The sequence below is a fragment of the Streptomyces sp. NBC_00005 genome (assembly GCF_045160215.1).
Taxonomy (GTDB): Bacteria; Actinomycetota; Actinomycetes; order Streptomycetales; family Streptomycetaceae; genus Streptomyces.
Map to the genome: position 1 here is coordinate 6724486 of NZ_CP108316.1, position 17034 is coordinate 6741519.

The following is a 17034-nucleotide window of genomic DNA, read 5'->3' on the forward strand; positions in this document are numbered from 1 at the left end:
GGATCTGCCATGAACTGCCATCCTTTGTGGCTGACTTCCGCCGTAGCCGTTGACGCGGCGCCGCGTTGAACCCTGCGGACCGGGAGCCGCCCGAACTCCCGACCCGCTTCGTTCAAGGAGGGGTTCCGTGGTGGAGGCCGGGATGCAGACCAGTCAGAGCGTCGTTCCTCGAACGCCATTGACGACGGTGGGGCACGCCCCGACCCCGGAGTGCAGTGAGCCGCCCCTCGCCGACGGTGCCTGCGATCTGGTCACCGTGCCCACGCGGCAGGGCCTGGAGGCGGTCGACATCCTGCGGCGCGGGGCGGGCGAGGCGGTCGGTGCCGTCCTGCACGACGACGGCTGCAAGACGCTGGGCTTCGTGGTGCCGCCCGGTACGGCCGCCGCCTGGGACGTCCCGGGCAGCTCCTGTACGGAGACCAACGGGCGGGGCCTGAGCCTGAACCCCGAACCGCCCGTGGAGGGCTCGGACTGGCTGCTCCCGCCCGGCGAGGCCGACCTCGCGACCGACCCGGCCGTCCTGCGTGCAGCCCTGGGCGAGGCGGCACGGATCATCGAGGCCGCGGACAGCTGCCGCTGACGTCCCCCTGCGCAGGCGTGGCCGCCCCGGGCTGCGGATAATGGCGCAATGGGAAAGTCCAGGAACCCCCGGCGCGGTGGCGGAGGCGGCGGCGCGGAAGCCGTCGTCGAGGCCGTCGACGGTGGGCTCGCCGAGCTCCTGCCCGACCGGGACCGGGCGCGGGCCTGGACGCTGCTGATCGACGGGGCGCCGCAGTCGCACGTCGACCTCGACGATCCCTCTCACCTCTCCTTCGAGTACCAGCGCCGGCTCGGGCACGTCATCGATCTCGTCGCGCCGGCCGGCAGGCCCGTGCACGCCGTGCACCTCGGCGGCGGAGCACTCACCCTCGCCCGCTATGTCGCCGCCACCCGCCCCCGCTCCACCCAGCAGGTCGTCGAGCGGGACGCTGCGCTCGTCCAACTGGTGCGCCGGGAGCTGCCGTTGGACCCGAACGCCCGGATCCGGGTGCGTTCCGTCGACGCCCGCGAAGGGCTCGCCAAGGTGCTCGACGGCTGGGCCGACCTCGTCATCGCCGATGTGTTCAGCGGCGCCCGTACGCCCGCCCATCTGACCTCGGGCGAGTTCCTCGACGACGTCCGCCGGGTGCTGAAGCCGACCGGTGTCTACGCCGCCAACGTCGCCGACGGCCCGCCGCTCGCCCATCTCCGCGGCCAGATCGCCACCGCGGCCGCCCGTTTCCAGGAACTCGCGCTGGTGGCCGACCCGACCGTCCTGCGCGGCAAGCGGTTCGGCAACGCGGTCCTCGTCGCCTCCGACGCCCCGCTGCCGATTCCGGAACTGACCCGCCGCGCCGCCTCCGACCCGCACCCCGGCCGGGTCGAACACGGCCGCGCACTACTGGACTTCACCGGCGGGGCCACCCCGGTCACGGACGCGGCGGCGGTCGCCTCCCCGGCCCCGCCGCCCTCGGTGTTCCGCTAGGGCCCTTCTGATGGATGTCCGCGGCGTCGCGACGCCCGGCACGCACGCTCACCGCACGGCGCGAAGGGCCAGGTGGCTCCGCCACATGACCCTCCACGCCGCACGCCGATCGCACGCACCGAACGCCGCTCCTTCTTCCACGGAGATCCATCAGAAGGGCCCTAGCCGCCCCTGGCCGTCCGCCTTCCGCGAACTAGTAGGTCCCCACGTCCACATGCGGCGGCCCGTCGTGCCAGGTGCACATCACCGACACCCGGTCCGCGCCCGAGCTGAACTCCACCCGGATCCAGGTCTCCGTCTTCCACACCTGCATCGACCAGCCCGCTCCCGGGGTCGCCGACACGAGCGTCGCGGACGCCTCGCCGAGGTCGAAGACTGCCCGCCCGCCGTCGGTGTCGTAGGCCTTGACCTGGCCGGACGTGGAGGTCGAGGGGGAAGGGGTGGGGGTGGTCGCGGGGGTCTTCGAGGGGGTCGGCGTGAGGGTCGGGGACGGCTTGCCCGACGCGCTCTTCGACGGCGACGGGGACGGCCGCTTCGTCGACGACGCCAGCGGCTTCGCCTCCTGCGTGGTCGCGTCGGCCGCCGTGATCGGCAGGGCGCGCGGCGGGTCGTACGCCGTGCCCGCCATCACCGTGTGGACACCCCACCACGACAGCGTGACCGCCGCGCCCGTGGCGAGCGTCCAAGCCAGTACGTGTACGAGTCCTCTGCGCATCGCGGCCATACTGCCTCACGCGCCCCACCGGTGTCCCACTGCTTGTCCACAGGCTGGAGTTGTCCACAGGCCCGGACCGGGCTCGCCCGCATGGCGTACGGTGCCGCGCATGGCAAGTGTGCTCGTGGTCGAGGACGACCAGTTCGTGCGCTCGGCGCTGATCCGGCACCTGACCGATGCCGCGCACACCGTGCGCAGTGTCGGGACGGCGCTGGAGGCGCTGCGCGAGGTCGCCCATTTCCGTTTCGACGTGGTCATCCTCGATCTCGGACTGCCCGATCTGGACGGGTCCGAGGCCCTGAAGATGCTGCGCGGTATCACCGACGTGCCGGTGATCATCGCCACCGCGCGGGACGACGAGACGGAGATCGTCCGGCTGCTGAACGCGGGCGCGGACGACTACCTGACCAAGCCGTTCTCCGTCGACCACCTTTCCGCACGGATGGCGGCGGTCCTACGACGGTCCCGGTCCGCCCCCACGGACGCCCCGCCGTCCACCGTCATCCGGGTCGGCGGCCTCACCGTCGACCCTCTGCGCCGCCAGGCCGAACTGGACGGCGTCCGGCTCGACCTCACCCGCCGCGAGTTCGACCTGCTCGCCTTCCTGGCCGGGCGGCCCGGCGTCGTCGTACCGCGCAAGGAACTCCTCGCCGAGGTGTGGCAGCAGTCGTACGGTGACGACCAGACCATCGACGTCCATCTGTCGTGGCTGCGGCGGAAGTTGGGCGAGACGGCCGCGCGGCCGCGCTATCTGCACACCCTGCGGGGTGTCGGAGTGAAGCTGGAGCCGCCCGCCGCCGAGGGAGCGGAGCCGCCGCGATGAGATGGGCACTGGTCAAGGTCTGCCTGGCGGTCACCGCCATGGTCGTGGTCGCCTTCGCGGTGCCGCTCGGGCTCGTCATCAAGGAGATGGCCCGGGACCGCGCGTTCTCCAACGCCGAGCGGGAGGCGGCCGCGGTCGCCCCGGCGCTGTCCATCACCACCGAGCGAGACCAGCTGGAGCGCGTCGTCGCCTCCGCGGGCTCGGACTCCGGCATGGCGGTGCACATACCCGCGTCCGCCGGACAGTCGGCCGTCGACATCGGCCGGCAGCGCGCCGCCGACAAGGACATCGCGACCGTGCGCAAGCTGGGCCGCGCCTCCACCACCGAGGTCTCCGGCGGCTCCACGCTGCTCCAGCCGGTCGCGCTGAGCTCCGGCGCGATCGCCGTCGTCGAGGTGTACGTCCCCGAGTCCGAGGTCAGTAACGGCGTGGGCATGGCCTGGGCGGTGCTCGCGGGTGTCGGTATCGCGCTGATCGTCGGCTCGGTCGCGGTCGCCGACCGGCTGGGCGTACGGATGGTGCAGCCCGCGCAGAAACTGGTCGAGGGGGCGCACGAACTGGGGGAGGGCAAGCTGGGGGTGAGGGTGCCGGAGGAAGGGCCGACCGAACTGCGGCTGGCCGCCGTCGCGTTCAACTCCATGGCCGACCAGGTCGTACAACTCCTGGCGAACGAGCGGGAGTTGGCGGCGGATCTGTCCCACCGGCTGCGCACCCCGCTGACCGTGCTGCGGCTGAACGCGGCCTCGCTCGGCGACGGGCCCGCCGCCGACCAGACCCGGGCCGCCGTCGCCCAGCTGGAGCGCGAGGTCGACACCATCATCCGGACGGCGCGGGACGCCAAGCCGCAGACCGCGGCGGCCGGACCCGGCGCCGGGTGCGACGCGGCCGCGGTCGTCCGCGAGCGGATGGGGTTCTGGTCCGCGCTGGCCGAGGACGAGGGCCGCAAGTGGCGGGTGGCCGGCGCCGACCGGCCGGTGCGCATTCCCGTGGCCCGGGCGGACCTCGCGGCCGCGCTGGACGCCCTGCTCGGCAACGTGTTCCGGCACACCGCCGAGGGCACGGCCTTCGCGGTCGACCTGCACAACGGCGAGGACGCGGTGATCGTCCTCGTCTCGGACGCCGGCCCGGGCATCTCCGACCCGGAGGCGGCGATGGCGCGCGGCCGGGGCTCCGGCAGCGACGGCTCGACCGGTCTCGGGCTGGACATCGTGCGCCGGCTCGCGGAGTCGACCGGCGGGGACGTGCGGATCGGGTCGTCGGTCCTCGGCGGGACCGAGGTGCGGATCTGGATCCAGCTGGACGGGCGGGAGCGGACGCCCGGCGGGCGGGGCCACCGGTCCGTACGGCGCCGCCGGCAGGGCAGATTGGTCTCTACCTTTAACCGCCCCCGATCCCTTCCTTAAGCGCACCCTAAGTTCCTCAACCCCCGTCCGGATCAGGCACTTTGCCCGATTCCGGATCGCTAGCGTGCTGCCGCACCCCCACCCCGGAAATCCCCGGACGTCCCCGGAAGTCCCTGGGAACCCCCGTGAACAGCGAAGGCAGGCACGCGCATGAGCACGCACCGGCGCAAGGTCAGTGGCAGGAACAAGGCGATCGGCGGAGCTGTCGCCGCGGCCGTGATCGGTGGCGGCGCGATCCTGCTCACCGGCACCGCGCAGGCGGCCGGCATCGGCGCCGCGTACACCAAGACCAGTGACTGGTCGACGGGCTACACCGCGCAGTACGTCGTCACCAACAACAGCGGCCAGACCGAGAAGGCCTGGAAGCTCGAGTTCGACCTGCCCTCCGGCTCCAGACTCAGCTCGCTGTGGAACGCAGAGTCCAGTGTGAGCGGACAGCACGTCACCGTGACGCCGGCCAAGTGGGACACCGACGGCCTCGCGCCCGGCAAGTCCGTCACCGTCGGCTTCGTCGTCAACGGGAGTGCCGACCCGAAGAGTTGTCTCATCGACGACGCCAAGTGCTCCGCCGACGACGGCGCGACGCCCGAGCCCAGCGGCCGCCCGACCCAGTCCGCGACGCCCACCTCGACACCGACCTCCACCCCCACGGCCACGCCGACCAGGACCGCGACGCCCACCCCCACCCCGTCCCAGAGCTCCGGCTCCGGCACCACGGCGAGCGCGGGCTTCGCCCCGTACGTCGACACGTCCCTCTACCCCGCCTTCGACCTGCTCGCGAGCGCCGACGCGACCGGCGTGAAGAACTACAACCTCGCCTTCGTCACCGACGGCGGCGGCTGCACGCCCAAGTGGGGCGGCGTGAGCGATCTCGGCAGCGACGCCGTGGCCTCGCAGATCGGCGCGCTGCGCGCCAAGGGCGGTGACGTCCGCGTCTCCTTCGGCGGCGCGTCCGGTTCGGAACTGGCCACGACCTGCTCCTCGGCGGACGCGCTGGCGGCGGCGTACGGCAAGGTCGTGGACGCGTACAAGCTGACCAAGGTCGACTTCGACGTGGAGGGCGGCGCGCTGCCCAACACCACGGCGAACACCAACCGCGCGAAGGCGATAGCCGAGCTGCAGGCCCAACACCCGGATCTGGACGTCTCGTTCACGCTGCCGGTCATGCCCGAGGGCCTCACCCAGGACGGCGTGAACCTGCTGTCCAACGCCAAGTCCAACGGCGTGAAGATCGCGGCCGTCAACATCATGGCGATGGACTACGGCGCCTCGTACAGCGGCGACATGGGCACCTACGCCGAGCAGGCCGCCACCGCCACGCAGGCCCAGGTCAAGAGCGTGCTCGGGCTGTCGGACAGCGCGGCCTGGAAGGCGGTCGCCGTCACCCCGATGATCGGCGTCAACGACGTCGCGTCGGAGATCTTCAAGGTCGACGACGCCACCCAGCTGGTGAACTTCGCCAAGTCCAAGGGCCTCGGCTGGCTCTCGATGTGGTCGGCGACCCGCGACAAGGCATGCGCGGGCGGCCCGAAGCCCTCGGCGGACGCCACGTGCAGCTCCATCGACCAGGACAAGAACGCCTTCTCGAAGGCGTTCGGCACCTTCAACTGACCACTGCGGAACGGGGGCTGATGCGTCCCGGCCGGTCTTCCCCCCCATCCGGCCGGGGCGCACTCACGTCAGAACGGCCCGGGCCCGCCGAAGTCACCCGCCCCGAAACCACCGGGTCCCGGCCCGTGCGGATGGTGGAACCCGTCGAAGATCGCGTCGGCCAGCAGCATCCCGCCGACCCCCGCCGCACCGGCCACCAGCGCGGTCTTCCACCACGGCGCGCTGTACCAGCCGCCGGGTACCGTACGCCCGCCGACCACACCGCCGGGGTAGTAGTACGGATTCGCCGCCCCCGGCCGGCCGGAGGCGGTGTACGTCTGCCCGCCGACCGTGATCCGACCGCCGCCCAGCCCCGAGGTCGGCACCGCGGGACCCGGGTCGAGGCCCAGGGCGGTGCGGGCGACGCGGAGATGGTGCAGGCCCTCGACGGCGGTCTGCGCGACCAGCGCGTACTGGGCGGGGGAGTAGGCGGTGGCGAGCCGGCCCCGGGCCGCCCGGTGCCTCTCCGTGGCGTCCGCCAGGGCCTGTTGGGCGGCCTTGTTCCCGCCCGCGTCCAGCGTGGACAGGCTGCCGCCGAGCAACTCCACCCAGCGGTGCGCCTCGGCGCCGGCGTCGGCGCTCGCGTCGTACGACTGCTGCACCTGACCGGGTGCCGGCTCGCCCGCCCGCCGCCGGGTGGCGAACGCCACCGCCCCGCCGATGAGCAGCAGCGGCAGCAGGAGCGCGATGAATCCCATGACGTCCTCCGTGGTCCCGCAGGGTCGACTCACCCTGCGGAACCGATCGAACTCCGTCGCGCTGAGAGACCGCTGCGTGCTGTCTGAGCGGTCCCTGTGAAGCCGGGGCGCGGCGCCCCCTCGGCGCCGCGCCCCGCCCCCCGCTAGTAGGCCTCCACCGGAGGCAGCGTCCCCGTCCGCGCCGCCTGCCCGTACCAGAGGGCACTCGACTTGGGCGTACGGGCCAGGGTCGCGTAGTCGACGTACACCGCGCCGAAGCGCTTGCTGTAGCCGTACGCCCACTCGAAGTTGTCCAGCAGGGACCACAGGAAGTAGCCGCGGACGTCCGCGCCGTCGGTGATCGCCCGGCGTACCGCCGAGAGGTGGCCCTGCAGATAGGCGATGCGCTCGGGGTCGTGGACGCGGCCATCGGGGTCGGGCTTGTCGTCGTAGGCCGCGCCGTTCTCCGTGATGTAGAGGGGCAGGCCCGGTGCCTCCCGCGAGTACCGCATGATCAGCTCGTGCAGGCCCGTCGGGTCGATCGACCAGCCCATCTCCGTGCGCTCACCCGGAGTGACGTGGAAGACGACGTCGTCCGCGCCCGGCCAGGGGGAGTGGTCGCTGACGCCGTGGCCGTCGGTGCGCGGGCCGGCCACCGGGGCGTCCGCCGCCGAAACCAGCGTCGGCGTGTAGTAGTTGAGGCCGAGCGCGTCCAGCGGCTGGTTGATCGCGCTCAGGTCGCCGTCGAGGACGTACGACCAGTCCGTGATCAGCTCGGTCGCCGCGAACAGCGAATCCGGGTACGCCCCGTGCAGGATCGGGCCGTGGAAGACGCCGTTGGCCAGGTCGTCGATCTTCCGTGCCGCCGCCACGTCCGCGGGGTCCTGTGAAAACGGCCTGACCGGGCACGAGTTGAGGCTGATCGCGACCGAGTTGCGGGCCGGCATCACCGACCGCAGGGCCGAAGTGCCCAGCCCGTGCGCCAGGTTGAGATGGTGCGCGGCTTTGAGCGAGGCCTCCGGCTCGGTACGGCCCGGCGCGTGCACCCCGGAGCCGTAGCCCAGGAAGGCGCTGCACCACGGCTCGTTGAGCGTGATCCACTGCTCCACCCGGTCGCCCAGCGCCTCCCCGACGATCTGCGCGTAGTCGGCGAACCGCAGCGCCGTGTCCCGCTCCGGCCAGCCGCCCGCGTCCTCCAACTCCTGCGGCAGATCCCAGTGATAGAGGGTGACGGCCGGCTTGATGCCGTGCGCGAGCAGCTCGTCCACGAGCCGTCGGTAGAAGTCCAGGCCCACCTGTACGGCCGGCCCCCGCCCCGTCGGCTGCACCCGCGACCAGGAAATGGAGAAGCGGTACGCGGAAAGGCCCAGCTCGGCCATGAGCGCCACGTCGTCGCGGTACCGGTGGTAGTGGTCGACAGCGATGTCACCGTGCTCGCCGCCGGCCGTCCGGCCCGGCGTGTGGCTGAAGGTGTCCCAGATGGAGGGCGTGCGGCCGCCCTCCCGCACCGCCCCCTCGATCTGGTAGGAGGAGGTCGCGGCGCCCCAGAGGAAGGCGGGGGGAAAGGTCACCGGTGTCGTCGCCGGTTGTGCGGACTCAAGCATGGAAGCGCTCCCATAAGTGGTCGTTCAGACCGAAGAGTTGGAGGGGGAGTGGGGGAGTGGGGGAGAGGGAGGAGAGGGGCCGAGGCTGCGGTGACCCGGCCCCGGAGGGCGTACGGCGAGAACGGGGTGGGCGGGCGTCAGCCCTTGATCGCGCCCTGCATGATGCCGCCCACGATCTGCTTGCCGAACAGGATGAAGGCGATCAGCAGCGGCAGCGTGCCCAGCAGCGCGCCCGCCATGATCACGGCCTGGTCGGGGACGTAACCGGTGCCGAGCGAGTTGAGGGCGACCTGCACGGTCGGGTTCTGCTGGTTGAGGGCGATGATCGGCCACAGGAAGTCGTTCCAGGCGAACACGAAGGTCAGCAGGCCCAGTACGGCCATCGCGGGCCGCGCCGCCGGGAACACCACGTGCCACACCACCCGCAGACTGCTCGCACCGTCCACCCGGGCCGCCTCGATCAGCTCGGTCGGCAGCGCCTGCACCAGGTACTGCCGCATGAAGAACGTGCCGAACGCCGTCACGAGCGTGGGCAGGATGACCGTCTGCAGCTGGTTCGACCAGCCCAGGTCGCTCATCCACAGATACAGCGGTACGACGGCCAGCTGCGGCGGGATCATCATCGTGCCGATGGTCAGCAGCAGCAGAACGCTGGAGAACCGGAACTGCAGCTTGGCGAAGGCGAATCCGGCGAGGGTGGAGAACAGCACCGTGGCGACGGTGATGGTGCCCGCGACCACCGTGCTGTTGAACATCGCGGTGCCCATGCCGGCCTGGTCCCAGGCGGCTTCCAGGTTCTTGAACAGGTTCCCGCCGAACCACAGCGGCGGCGGCGTCTCGGCCAGCCTCCGGTCGGTGCGCGAGGCCGCGATCGCCGTCCACACCAGGGGCGCCAGCGAGAGCAGCGCGAAGACGGTCAGCACGAGGTAGGTCACCGGACCCGCGTGCAGCTGCTTGCCCGCGCCCATCACACGACGGCTGCGGCCCTTCTTGCGCTGCACCTGATGAGGCAACGCCAGGTCACTGGTGGTCATTGGGACTTCCTCATACGTCGGGTGAACAGCAGATTGATCACGGCGACGATCAGCAGGATCAGGAACATCGACCAGGCGATCGCGGACGCCTTGCCGAGGTTGCCGATGATCCAGCCCTGGTCGTACATGTACAGGCCGAGCGTCTGGTACTGGTGCTCGGAGCCGCCCTTCGAGCCGCTGACCCCGCCGAACAGCAGGGGCTCGCCGAAGAGCTGGGTCGCGCCGATCGTGGAGACGACCACCGTGAACAGGATCGTGGGCCGCAGCTGCGGGACCGTCACATGCCGGAACTGCTGCCAGCGGTTGGCGCCGTCGAGCGAGGCCGACTCGTACAGGTCGACCGGGATCGCCTGCATCGCCGCCAGATAGATCAGCGCGTTGTAACCGGTCCACCGCCAGATCACGATCGAGGACACGGCGAACTGCGAACCCCAGTCGGATTCACGCCAGTTGATCGGGTCGATCCCCACGAAGTGCAGGAACCAGTTGATCATGCCGCCGTCCCAGGAGTACAGCAGCGTGAAGACCAGGGTCGCGGCGGCCACTGAGGTGGCGTACGGGGTGAGCATCACGACCCGCCACACGGTCGAGCCGCGCAGCCGGTAGTTGAGCAGGTGCGCCAGACCGAGGGCGGCCATCAGCTGCGGGACGGTCGAGATCACACCGATGGTGAAGGTGTTCTTGAGGGCGTTCCAGAAGAAGTCCGAGGTGAGCAGGTTCTTGTAGTTGTCCAGACCCGCCCAGGTCTGCTGGTCCAGCGAGGACAGCTGCACGTCGTGCAGCGAGTACCAGGCCGTATACAGCAGCGGGACCAGCGAGAACGCCCCGAAGATGATGAAGAAGGGGGCGATGAACGCGTACGGCGACGCCTTCATGTCCCAGCGGTACAGCCGGCTGCGCCACGAGTCGGGGCCCGGGGGCGGCGTACCGTGACCGTGAGCGCCCCGGGCCGCGCCCGGCTGTTCGCCGGACGCGGCCTCGGCGCTCGACGCGGGATGCGCGAGAGCCTGCTTGGAGCCTGTCACTGGCCGAGCACGTCCTTGATCTCGTTCTTGGCGGCGTCCCAGCCCTGTGTCGGGCTCTTGCCCTTCTGCTCGACCTGGAGGATGCCGACGTCGGTGATCGCGGTGTTGATCGGCTGGTCCTTGATACCGAAGTACTGGACCGGGATGGTCTTCGCCGAGTCCCCGAAGATCTGGGTGATCGGTGCGTCCGAGAAGTACGCCGTGGTGTCCGCGGCCGGCTTCAGGGTCGAGTACACCGACGGGGTGGACGGGAAGCTGGCCTGCTTGGCGAAGACCTTCGCCTGCTGCGCGGGCGCGGTCAGCCATTTGGCCAGGGCGATGGCCTCCTTCTGGTGCTTGCCCGCCGTCGGCACGCCGAGGAAGGAGCCGCCCCAGTTGGACGCGGTCGGGGCCGCCGCCACGTCCCAGTTGCCCTTGCCGGAGTCACCGGACTTCTGCTCGATGTAGCCGATCATCCAGGCCGGGCAGGCCACCGTGGCGAAGGTGGCGTTGGCGAAGCCCTGGTCCCACGGCTTGTCGAACTGCTTCAGCTTCGCCGACATGCCGCTGGTCGCCACCGTCATCGCGACGTCCCAAGAGGACTTCACGCCCTGGGACTTGTCCCAGTCGACCTTGCCGCTGTCGTTGTCGTAGTAGCGCTGGCTCGCGCCGCCGAGCGCCGCGTTGTACACCGAGGACGCCGAGTCCACGAACTTGGTGCCCTTCGGCGCCTTCTTCATGTACTCCTTGCCCACGTCGACGTACTTCGCCCAGTCGCCCTTCCACTGCGCGGCGAGCTTGGTGCGGTCCGTCTCCAGGCCGGCCTTCTTGAAGAGGTCCTTGCGGTAACAGATCGCCATCGGGCCGGTGTCCGTGCCGAGCCCGATCAGCTTGCCGTCCTTGGTGGTGGCCTGGGCGTTCTTCCAGCTCAGCCACTGGGACTTGTCGACGTCCTTGCCGAGGTCGACGAACTTGTTGCCCTGCGTCTGCACGGCCTCGGTGATGTTGCCGACCTCGATCGCCTGGATGTCGTCGGTGCCGGAACCCGCCTGCAGCCGGGTGAGAACCTTCGGCCAGTACACGTCGGTACGGGTGGTGACGTTCTCCTTGATGCTGATGTCCGGGTGCAGCTTCATGTACTCGTCGTAGAGACCGGCCTGCTTGTAGCCGAACACACCGAAGGTACCGACGGTCAACGTGGTCTTGCCCTTGGCATTGCCGCCGCCGCCGTTGTCCGAGCCCGACGAGTCGTCGTCACTGGCGCAGCCGGCCAGCAGTCCCGTGGCCAGCGCGGCGACGGCCGCGAGGGCCACCACCCGGTGGGACCGGCGGGTACTCGTGCGCATTGCGTCCTCCTGTTGCCTGACGTGCCGACCCCCCGGCCAACTGCATTGGTTGGGCCCGTTGTTGCTCGCTGCGGCTCGGGCGGGGAACGTGCGGGATGTGTATGTGTCAGGTACTGTGGGAGCGCTCCCACAGGTGATGAGTTGAAGGTTCGTCGGTTCGAGCGGGGGTGTCAAGGGAGCGGACACGGAGTCATGTGTTCAGTTATCGGGATGTTAAGTGGAATCACATGGTCCGGTATTCGGGTCTCCCCGGGGGCTCCCCGGGCCGGGACGGTCCCGCCCCGGCGGCCGTCGTCGCAGCTGACAAGGCTGTTAGATTCCAGGCCAACGTAGGTCCACGGGAGGGCAGAGCCAATGGCAACAGGCCACGGAGCGCGGAGTCGGAGTGGGGGCCGGCCCACGCTCGAAGAGGTCGCTGCCCGCGCCGGCGTGGGCCGCGGCACCGTCTCCCGGGTGATCAACGGCTCGCCCCGGGTCAGCGACGCGACCCGCGCCGCGGTCGAGGCGGCCGTAGCCGAGCTCGGCTACGTTCCCAACACGGCCGCCCGCGCCCTTGCCGCGAACCGGACGGACGCGATCGCCCTCGTCGTCCCCGAACCGGAGACCCGCTTCTTCGCGGAGCCGTACTTCTCGGACATGCTGAAGGGCGTCGGCGCCGAGCTGTCCGACACGGAGATGCAGCTCCTGCTGATCTTCGCGGGCGGCGACCGCGAACGTCGCCGCCTGGCCCAGTACCTGGCCGCCCACCGCGTCGACGGCGTCCTGCTGGTCTCGGTGCACGCGGACGACCCGCTCCCCGACCTGCTGTCCCAGCTGGAGATCCCGGCGGTGATCAGCGGCCCCCGGTCGGCGGCGGAGACGCTGACCTCGGTGGACTCGGACAACTACGGCGGCGGCCGCTCGGCGGTCGAGCACCTCATCGACCGGGGCCGCCACAAGATCGCGCACATCACCGGTCGCCTCGACGTCTACGGCGCCCAACGCCGCGTCGACGGCTACCGGGACGCCCTGCGCGGGGCGGGCCACGAGGTCGACGAGCACCTGATCGAGCCGGGCGACTTCACCGAGGAGGGCGGCCGCCGGGCGATGACGAGACTCCTCGACCGCTGCCCCGACCTGGACGCGGTCTTCGCGGGCTCCGACGTGATGGCGGCCGGGGCCCGCCAGGTCCTGCGTGAGAAGGGCCGCGGCATCCCCGACGACGTGGCGCTCGTCGGCTACGACGACTCGGCCATCGCCCGCCACATGGACCCACCGCTCACCAGCGTCCGCCAGCCCATCGAGGAGATGGGCCGCCGCATGATCGACCTCCTCCTCGGCGAGATCGCCGACCGCCGCCCGGCGGTGTCGCGCGACCTGGAACGCCACCAGGTGGTCCTGGCGACGGAACTGGTGACGCGCACGTCTTCCTGATCCCCGAGCGGGCCGTACGCCGAACCCCTGCCCCCGCTCGCCCCACCCCGGCACGCATGCTGATGCCCATGACTGCCCATCCCCTGCTGGACGTTGACGGGATTCCCGCCGTCGAGCCGTACCTCCGCTCGGTGGGCGAGGTGTTCCGGGCCTTCCGCGAACAGGACTCGGGCTGTGTGTCGTACGGAGTCCAACTCCCGGACGGCGCCCGCTGGTTCGTCAAGGAGGCGACGACCGACCGCGCCCGGCGTTCCCTGGACCGTGCGTGGTCCTTCCACCGGGCGGTACGCCACCCGGTGATCGTCCCGCAGCTCCACCGCATCGCCGTACGGGACGGCGGCCGTACGGCGGTGGTGATGCCCTGGCACCCGGGCGATCTCCTGTACGGCGCCGAAGCGCGCTCCCGCTTCCGCACCCTCCCCGTCCCCCGCATCCTCCGCGCCCTGGACCGCATCCTCGACGCCCACCTGGCCGTGGAGGCCGCGAGCCACGTGGCCGTGGACCTCTACGACGGAGCGTTCCTCTACGACTTCGACGCCGACGCCGTCCACCTCATCGACCTGGACGAGTACCGCCCGGGCCCCTTCGTCCTGACGGAGGACCGCCTCCCGGGCTCGCGCCGCTACATGGCCCCGGAGGAGTGGCGGCGCGGTTCGGTGATCGACATCCGCACGACCGTCCACGCCCTCTCCCGCACGGCCCGCCTCCTCCTGGACGCCGGTGACGACGAGCGCGCGTGGCGGGGTACGGCGGGGCAGCTGGCGGTGGTGGAGCGGGGGACGCGGGCGGATCCGGGCGAACGGTTCGCGGGCGTACGGGAGTTGGCGGCCGCGTGGCGGGCGGCGAGCTCAGTGGGGTAGGGCCAGCCGCCAGCGCAGCTCGCCGTCCTGCTCCTCGTCCGTCGGTGCCAGCCCGGCAGCCCGGGCCACCGCCGCCGAGGCGGCGTGCTCGGGATGGATGTGGGCGACGACCGTACGCACGGACTGCCGCTCCAGCCAGGCGACGAGCCCACACACCGCCTCGGAGGCGAAGCCGCGCCCCTGCCAGGGAGTGCCGACGACCCAGGCGATCTCCGTGAACGCCCCCGTCACCGTCGCCTGCACGGTCCCCACCAGCCGGGACTCCTCCTTCTCCCGCAGCACCCAGTTGCACCAGGAGACGGAGGGGTCGGGGGAGCCGGCGACGAGGCGTTCGTAGCGCAGACGCAGGTCGTCGGGGGAGCTGGGGCTACCGCCGATGAAGGTGTGCAGGGCCGGGTCGGAGAGAACGACGGTCATCTCGGCGGCGTGCGAGACATGGAGGGGGAGGACGTCGAGGCGCGGGGTGCGGATGGTGTCGGCGTACATGAGTCGCCTCTCGGGAAACGAATCAGCCGGTGACCCTGTTTTCCAGGGTCACCGGCTGATTACTCAGGGTGAGTGACGGGACTCGAACCCGCGGCATCCTGGACCACAACCAGGTGCTCTACCAGCTGAGCTACACCCACCACGTCCGGCGGATCACTTCGTGGCTCTCCGACCGGCCGAGAAAAAGTGTACAGGGTCCGAAGGGGTGCTCGCGCACGCCTTTTACTGTGCGGGCAGGACGTGCTTCGCGGCGATCGACCTGGCGGTCTCGGAGTCGGGGCCGGGCTGAGGGACGAAGATCGCCTCGCGGTAGTAGCGCAGTTCCGCGATGGACTCGCGGATGTCGGCCAGGGCGCGGTGGTTGCCGTTCTTCTCCGGGCTGTTGAAGTAGGCCCGCGGGTACCAGCGCCGGGCGAGCTCCTTGACGCTCGACACGTCGACGATCCGGTAGTGGAGGTAGTCCTCGAGCGTCGGCATGTCCCGGAGCAGGAAGCCGCGGTCGGTGCCGACCGAGTTGCCGCACAGCGGGGCCTTGCCGGGTTCCTTGACGTGTTCGCGGACGTAGGAGAGGACCTGCTCCTCCGCGTCCGTCAGGGTCGTGCCGCCGGAGAGTTCCTCCAGCAGCCCGGACGCAGTGTGCATCTGACGCACCACCTCCGGCATCGTCTCCAGTGCCCGGTCCGGCGGACGGACGACGATGTCCACACCGTCGCCGAGGATGTTCAGCTCGGAGTCGGTGACGAGGGCGGCCACCTCGATGAGCGCGTCGTCGGACAGCGAGAGGCCGGTCATCTCGCAGTCGATCCACACCATGCGATCGTTCATGCGACCACCCTAAAGCTGACGACCGCTTTTGTGATGCCCGGTGGTGCAGTGGACCTGCACCGGGGGCCGCCGCCCCCGGACCCCGCTTCGGCCTGAACGGCCTCGTCCTCGAACGCCGGACGGGCTGGAAGTGCCCGTCCGGCGTTCGAGATGCACCGTTTCCGGCTCATGTGCCGCTGCCCTCTCCGGCTCACGTACCGCTGCGTTGCCCCGGCACGCTTGCTCGGCCCGCGTAGGCCTCACGTCCGTTTTCCGCGGCGGCGGCGGATGCCAGTGACGGTCCCGAACCCACCGTGCTGGCCGCCGCCCGGCGGCTCTGCAGCGGAACCGGGCCCTCCGGATGCAGCGAGGGGCCGGGCGTCGCAGGCCCGGTCGTCCCCTCCACTTCCGCCGGCTTGTCGCCCTGCGGACGGCGGGCGCGGTACGCGGCGCGGTAGGCCGCCGGAGACGACCCCAGCTGACGGCGGAAGTGGCCGCGCAGGGCCACCGGCGAGCGGAAGCCGCAGCGGCCCGCGACCTCGTCCACCGAGTAGTCCGACGTCTCAAGGAGCCGCTGCGCCTGCAGCACCCGCTGGGTGATCAGCCACTGCAGCGGCGCGCTGCCGGTCAGGGACCGGAAGCGGCGGTCGAACGTACGACGGCTCATGTAGGCGCGCGCGGCGAGGGTCTCCACGTCGAACTGCTCGTGGAGGTGCTCCAGCGCCCAGGCGACGACCTCGGCGAGCGGGTCGGCGCCGATCTCCTCTGGTAGAGATCGATCGAGGTAGCGCTCCTGACCGCCCGAGCGGCGCGGCGGGACCACCAGACGACGGGCCAGCGCACCGGCCGCCTCGTTGCCGTGGTCCGTCCGCACGATGTGGAGACAGAGATCGATTCCGGCCGCCGTCCCGGCGGACGTCAGCACGTCGCCGTCGTCGACGAAGAGTTCTCTCGGATCGACGTGCACCGACGGGTAACGCTTGGCCAGCGTCGGCGCGTACATCCAGTGGGTGGTCGCGGGGCGGCCGTCCAGCAGGCCCGCAGCCGCGAGCACGAAGGCGCCGGTGCACAGCCCGACTATGCGGGCGCCTTCCTCGTGCGCCCGGCGCAGTGCGTCGAGCGCATCCTCCGGCGGCGGAGACGTGATCGAGCGCCAGGCCGGTACGACGACCGTGCCGGCGCGCGAGATCGCCTCCAGGCCATGCGGCGCGGTGAGTTCCAGCCCTCCGGTGGTCCGCAGCGGGCCTTCTTCGCCCCCGCACACCAGCAGTCGATAGCGCGGCACGCCGGCGTCCTGGCGGTCGATTCCGAACACCGACAGCGGTATGGAACTCTCGAAGATGGGGCCGCCGCTGAACAGCAGCACCGCGACGATCTCCTTGCGGCGTCGCCCGGAAAGCTTCCGGGCCGCGGCTTCCGGCGCGGCAGTGGAGTCGTGGCTCATACTGCTAAGCCCCCCTCGGTGGTCGCGGCTCCTCGGTTGTGTCGCTCCTGCACGTTTCCCCTCGGTCCTGCACGAGTCCCCCGCCGTAAGACGTCAAGATCGAATCTACTGTGTCCCGTGGTGCCGGGGTGACCCAGTTAGGCAACCGGCACATTGTCGACATGGCAACTTGGCGTGAAGCATTCGATCACGAAGCGTTGCACTCGTGGGCCGTGCAGGGAAGTGCGCCTTGTCGCAGTGGCCAATCCCCGTAGGGTACGCGGGCCC

General features: G+C 70.9%; 16 protein-coding genes and 1 tRNA gene. 7 read left to right on the forward strand and 10 right to left on the reverse strand.

Going from position 1 to position 17034, the window contains the following annotated elements; all coding sequences use genetic code 11:
- Positions 1-127 precede the first annotated feature (127 nt).
- Both OG303_RS30955 and OG303_RS30960 read left to right on the forward strand, forming a co-directional pair.
- On the forward strand, positions 128-580 hold the full coding sequence (locus OG303_RS30955) for a hypothetical protein (RefSeq protein WP_405872466.1): 453 nt from the start codon (positions 128-130) through the stop codon (positions 578-580).
- Positions 581-628: 48 nt separating this feature from the next.
- Positions 629-1504: a spermidine synthase gene (locus OG303_RS30960; protein ID WP_405872467.1), complete on the forward strand. Its 876-nt coding sequence runs from the start codon at positions 629-631 to the stop codon at positions 1502-1504.
- 193 nt (positions 1505-1697) lie between these two features.
- Here OG303_RS30960 and OG303_RS30965 read toward each other — a convergent pair whose 3' ends face one another.
- Complete coding sequence (locus OG303_RS30965; protein ID WP_405872468.1) at positions 1698-2219, reverse strand: hypothetical protein; 522 nt, start codon at positions 2217-2219, stop codon at positions 1698-1700.
- Between the two features lie 109 nt (positions 2220-2328).
- On the opposite strand from OG303_RS30965, the gene OG303_RS30970 reads away from it, so the two are divergent.
- The 3 genes from OG303_RS30970 (at position 2329) to OG303_RS30980 (ending at position 6056) form a co-directional block, all read left to right on the forward strand.
- Positions 2329-3042 carry a response regulator transcription factor gene (locus OG303_RS30970; RefSeq protein WP_405872470.1) on the forward strand — a complete coding sequence of 238 codons (714 nt, stop codon included), beginning with the start codon at positions 2329-2331 and terminating at the stop codon, positions 3040-3042.
- Positions 3039-4445, forward strand: a complete 1407-nt coding sequence (locus tag OG303_RS30975) for a sensor histidine kinase (protein WP_405872472.1) — start codon at positions 3039-3041, stop codon at positions 4443-4445. The genes OG303_RS30970 and OG303_RS30975 overlap by 4 nt, the downstream gene beginning before the upstream one ends.
- A 150-nt stretch (positions 4446-4595) precedes the next feature.
- Positions 4596-6056: a cellulose binding domain-containing protein gene (locus OG303_RS30980; protein ID WP_405872474.1), complete on the forward strand. Its 1461-nt coding sequence runs from the start codon at positions 4596-4598 to the stop codon at positions 6054-6056.
- 68 nt (positions 6057-6124) lie between these two features.
- Here the strand turns inward: OG303_RS30980 and OG303_RS30985 are convergent, their stop codons facing one another.
- The 5 genes from OG303_RS30985 to OG303_RS31005 form a co-directional block, all read right to left on the reverse strand.
- A complete protein-coding gene (locus OG303_RS30985; RefSeq protein WP_405872476.1) occupies positions 6125-6793 on the reverse strand; it encodes a hypothetical protein in 669 nt (222 codons plus the stop codon).
- A 143-nt stretch (positions 6794-6936) separates the two neighbouring features.
- Positions 6937-8376: a GH1 family beta-glucosidase gene (locus OG303_RS30990; protein WP_405872478.1), complete on the reverse strand. Its 1440-nt coding sequence runs from the start codon at positions 8374-8376 to the stop codon at positions 6937-6939.
- 137 nt (positions 8377-8513) lie between these two features.
- Positions 8514-9410: a carbohydrate ABC transporter permease gene (locus OG303_RS30995; RefSeq protein ID WP_405872480.1), complete on the reverse strand. Its 897-nt coding sequence runs from the start codon at positions 9408-9410 to the stop codon at positions 8514-8516.
- On the reverse strand, positions 9407-10435 hold the full coding sequence (locus tag OG303_RS31000) for a carbohydrate ABC transporter permease (protein WP_405872482.1): 1029 nt from the start codon (positions 10433-10435) through the stop codon (positions 9407-9409). Before OG303_RS31000 ends, OG303_RS30995 begins: the two co-directional genes overlap by 4 nt.
- Complete coding sequence (locus OG303_RS31005; RefSeq protein WP_405872483.1) at positions 10432-11760, reverse strand: ABC transporter substrate-binding protein; 1329 nt, start codon at positions 11758-11760, stop codon at positions 10432-10434. Before OG303_RS31005 ends, OG303_RS31000 begins: the two co-directional genes overlap by 4 nt.
- A 354-nt stretch (positions 11761-12114) precedes the next feature.
- On the opposite strand from OG303_RS31005, the gene OG303_RS31010 reads away from it, so the two are divergent.
- Together OG303_RS31010 and OG303_RS31015 are read left to right on the forward strand one after the other, a co-directional pair.
- The gene (locus tag OG303_RS31010) at positions 12115-13173 is read left to right on the forward strand and encodes a LacI family DNA-binding transcriptional regulator (protein WP_405872485.1); all 1059 of its coding nucleotides are present in this window, start codon (positions 12115-12117) and stop codon (positions 13171-13173) included.
- A gap of 68 nt (positions 13174-13241) precedes the next feature.
- On the forward strand, positions 13242-14033 hold the full coding sequence (locus OG303_RS31015) for a serine/threonine protein kinase (RefSeq protein ID WP_405872486.1): 792 nt from the start codon (positions 13242-13244) through the stop codon (positions 14031-14033).
- Here OG303_RS31015 and OG303_RS31020 read toward each other — a convergent pair.
- The 4 genes from OG303_RS31020 to OG303_RS31035 all read right to left on the reverse strand — a co-directional run bounded on the left by OG303_RS31020 (position 14022) and on the right by OG303_RS31035 (position 16767).
- Positions 14022-14519: a GNAT family N-acetyltransferase gene (locus OG303_RS31020; RefSeq protein ID WP_405872487.1), complete on the reverse strand. Its 498-nt coding sequence runs from the start codon at positions 14517-14519 to the stop codon at positions 14022-14024. The genes OG303_RS31015 and OG303_RS31020 overlap by 12 nt on opposite strands.
- A gap of 67 nt (positions 14520-14586) precedes the next feature.
- Positions 14587-14659 (reverse strand) — tRNA-His (locus OG303_RS31025).
- A gap of 82 nt (positions 14660-14741) precedes the next feature.
- On the reverse strand, positions 14742-15344 hold the full coding sequence (orn, locus tag OG303_RS31030; protein ID WP_405872488.1) for an oligoribonuclease: 603 nt from the start codon (positions 15342-15344) through the stop codon (positions 14742-14744).
- 190 nt (positions 15345-15534) lie between these two features.
- Positions 15535-16767 carry a helix-turn-helix domain-containing protein gene (locus OG303_RS31035; RefSeq protein WP_405872490.1) on the reverse strand — a complete coding sequence of 411 codons (1233 nt, stop codon included), beginning with the start codon at positions 16765-16767 and terminating at the stop codon, positions 15535-15537.
- Positions 16768-17034: the final 267 nt, after the last annotated feature.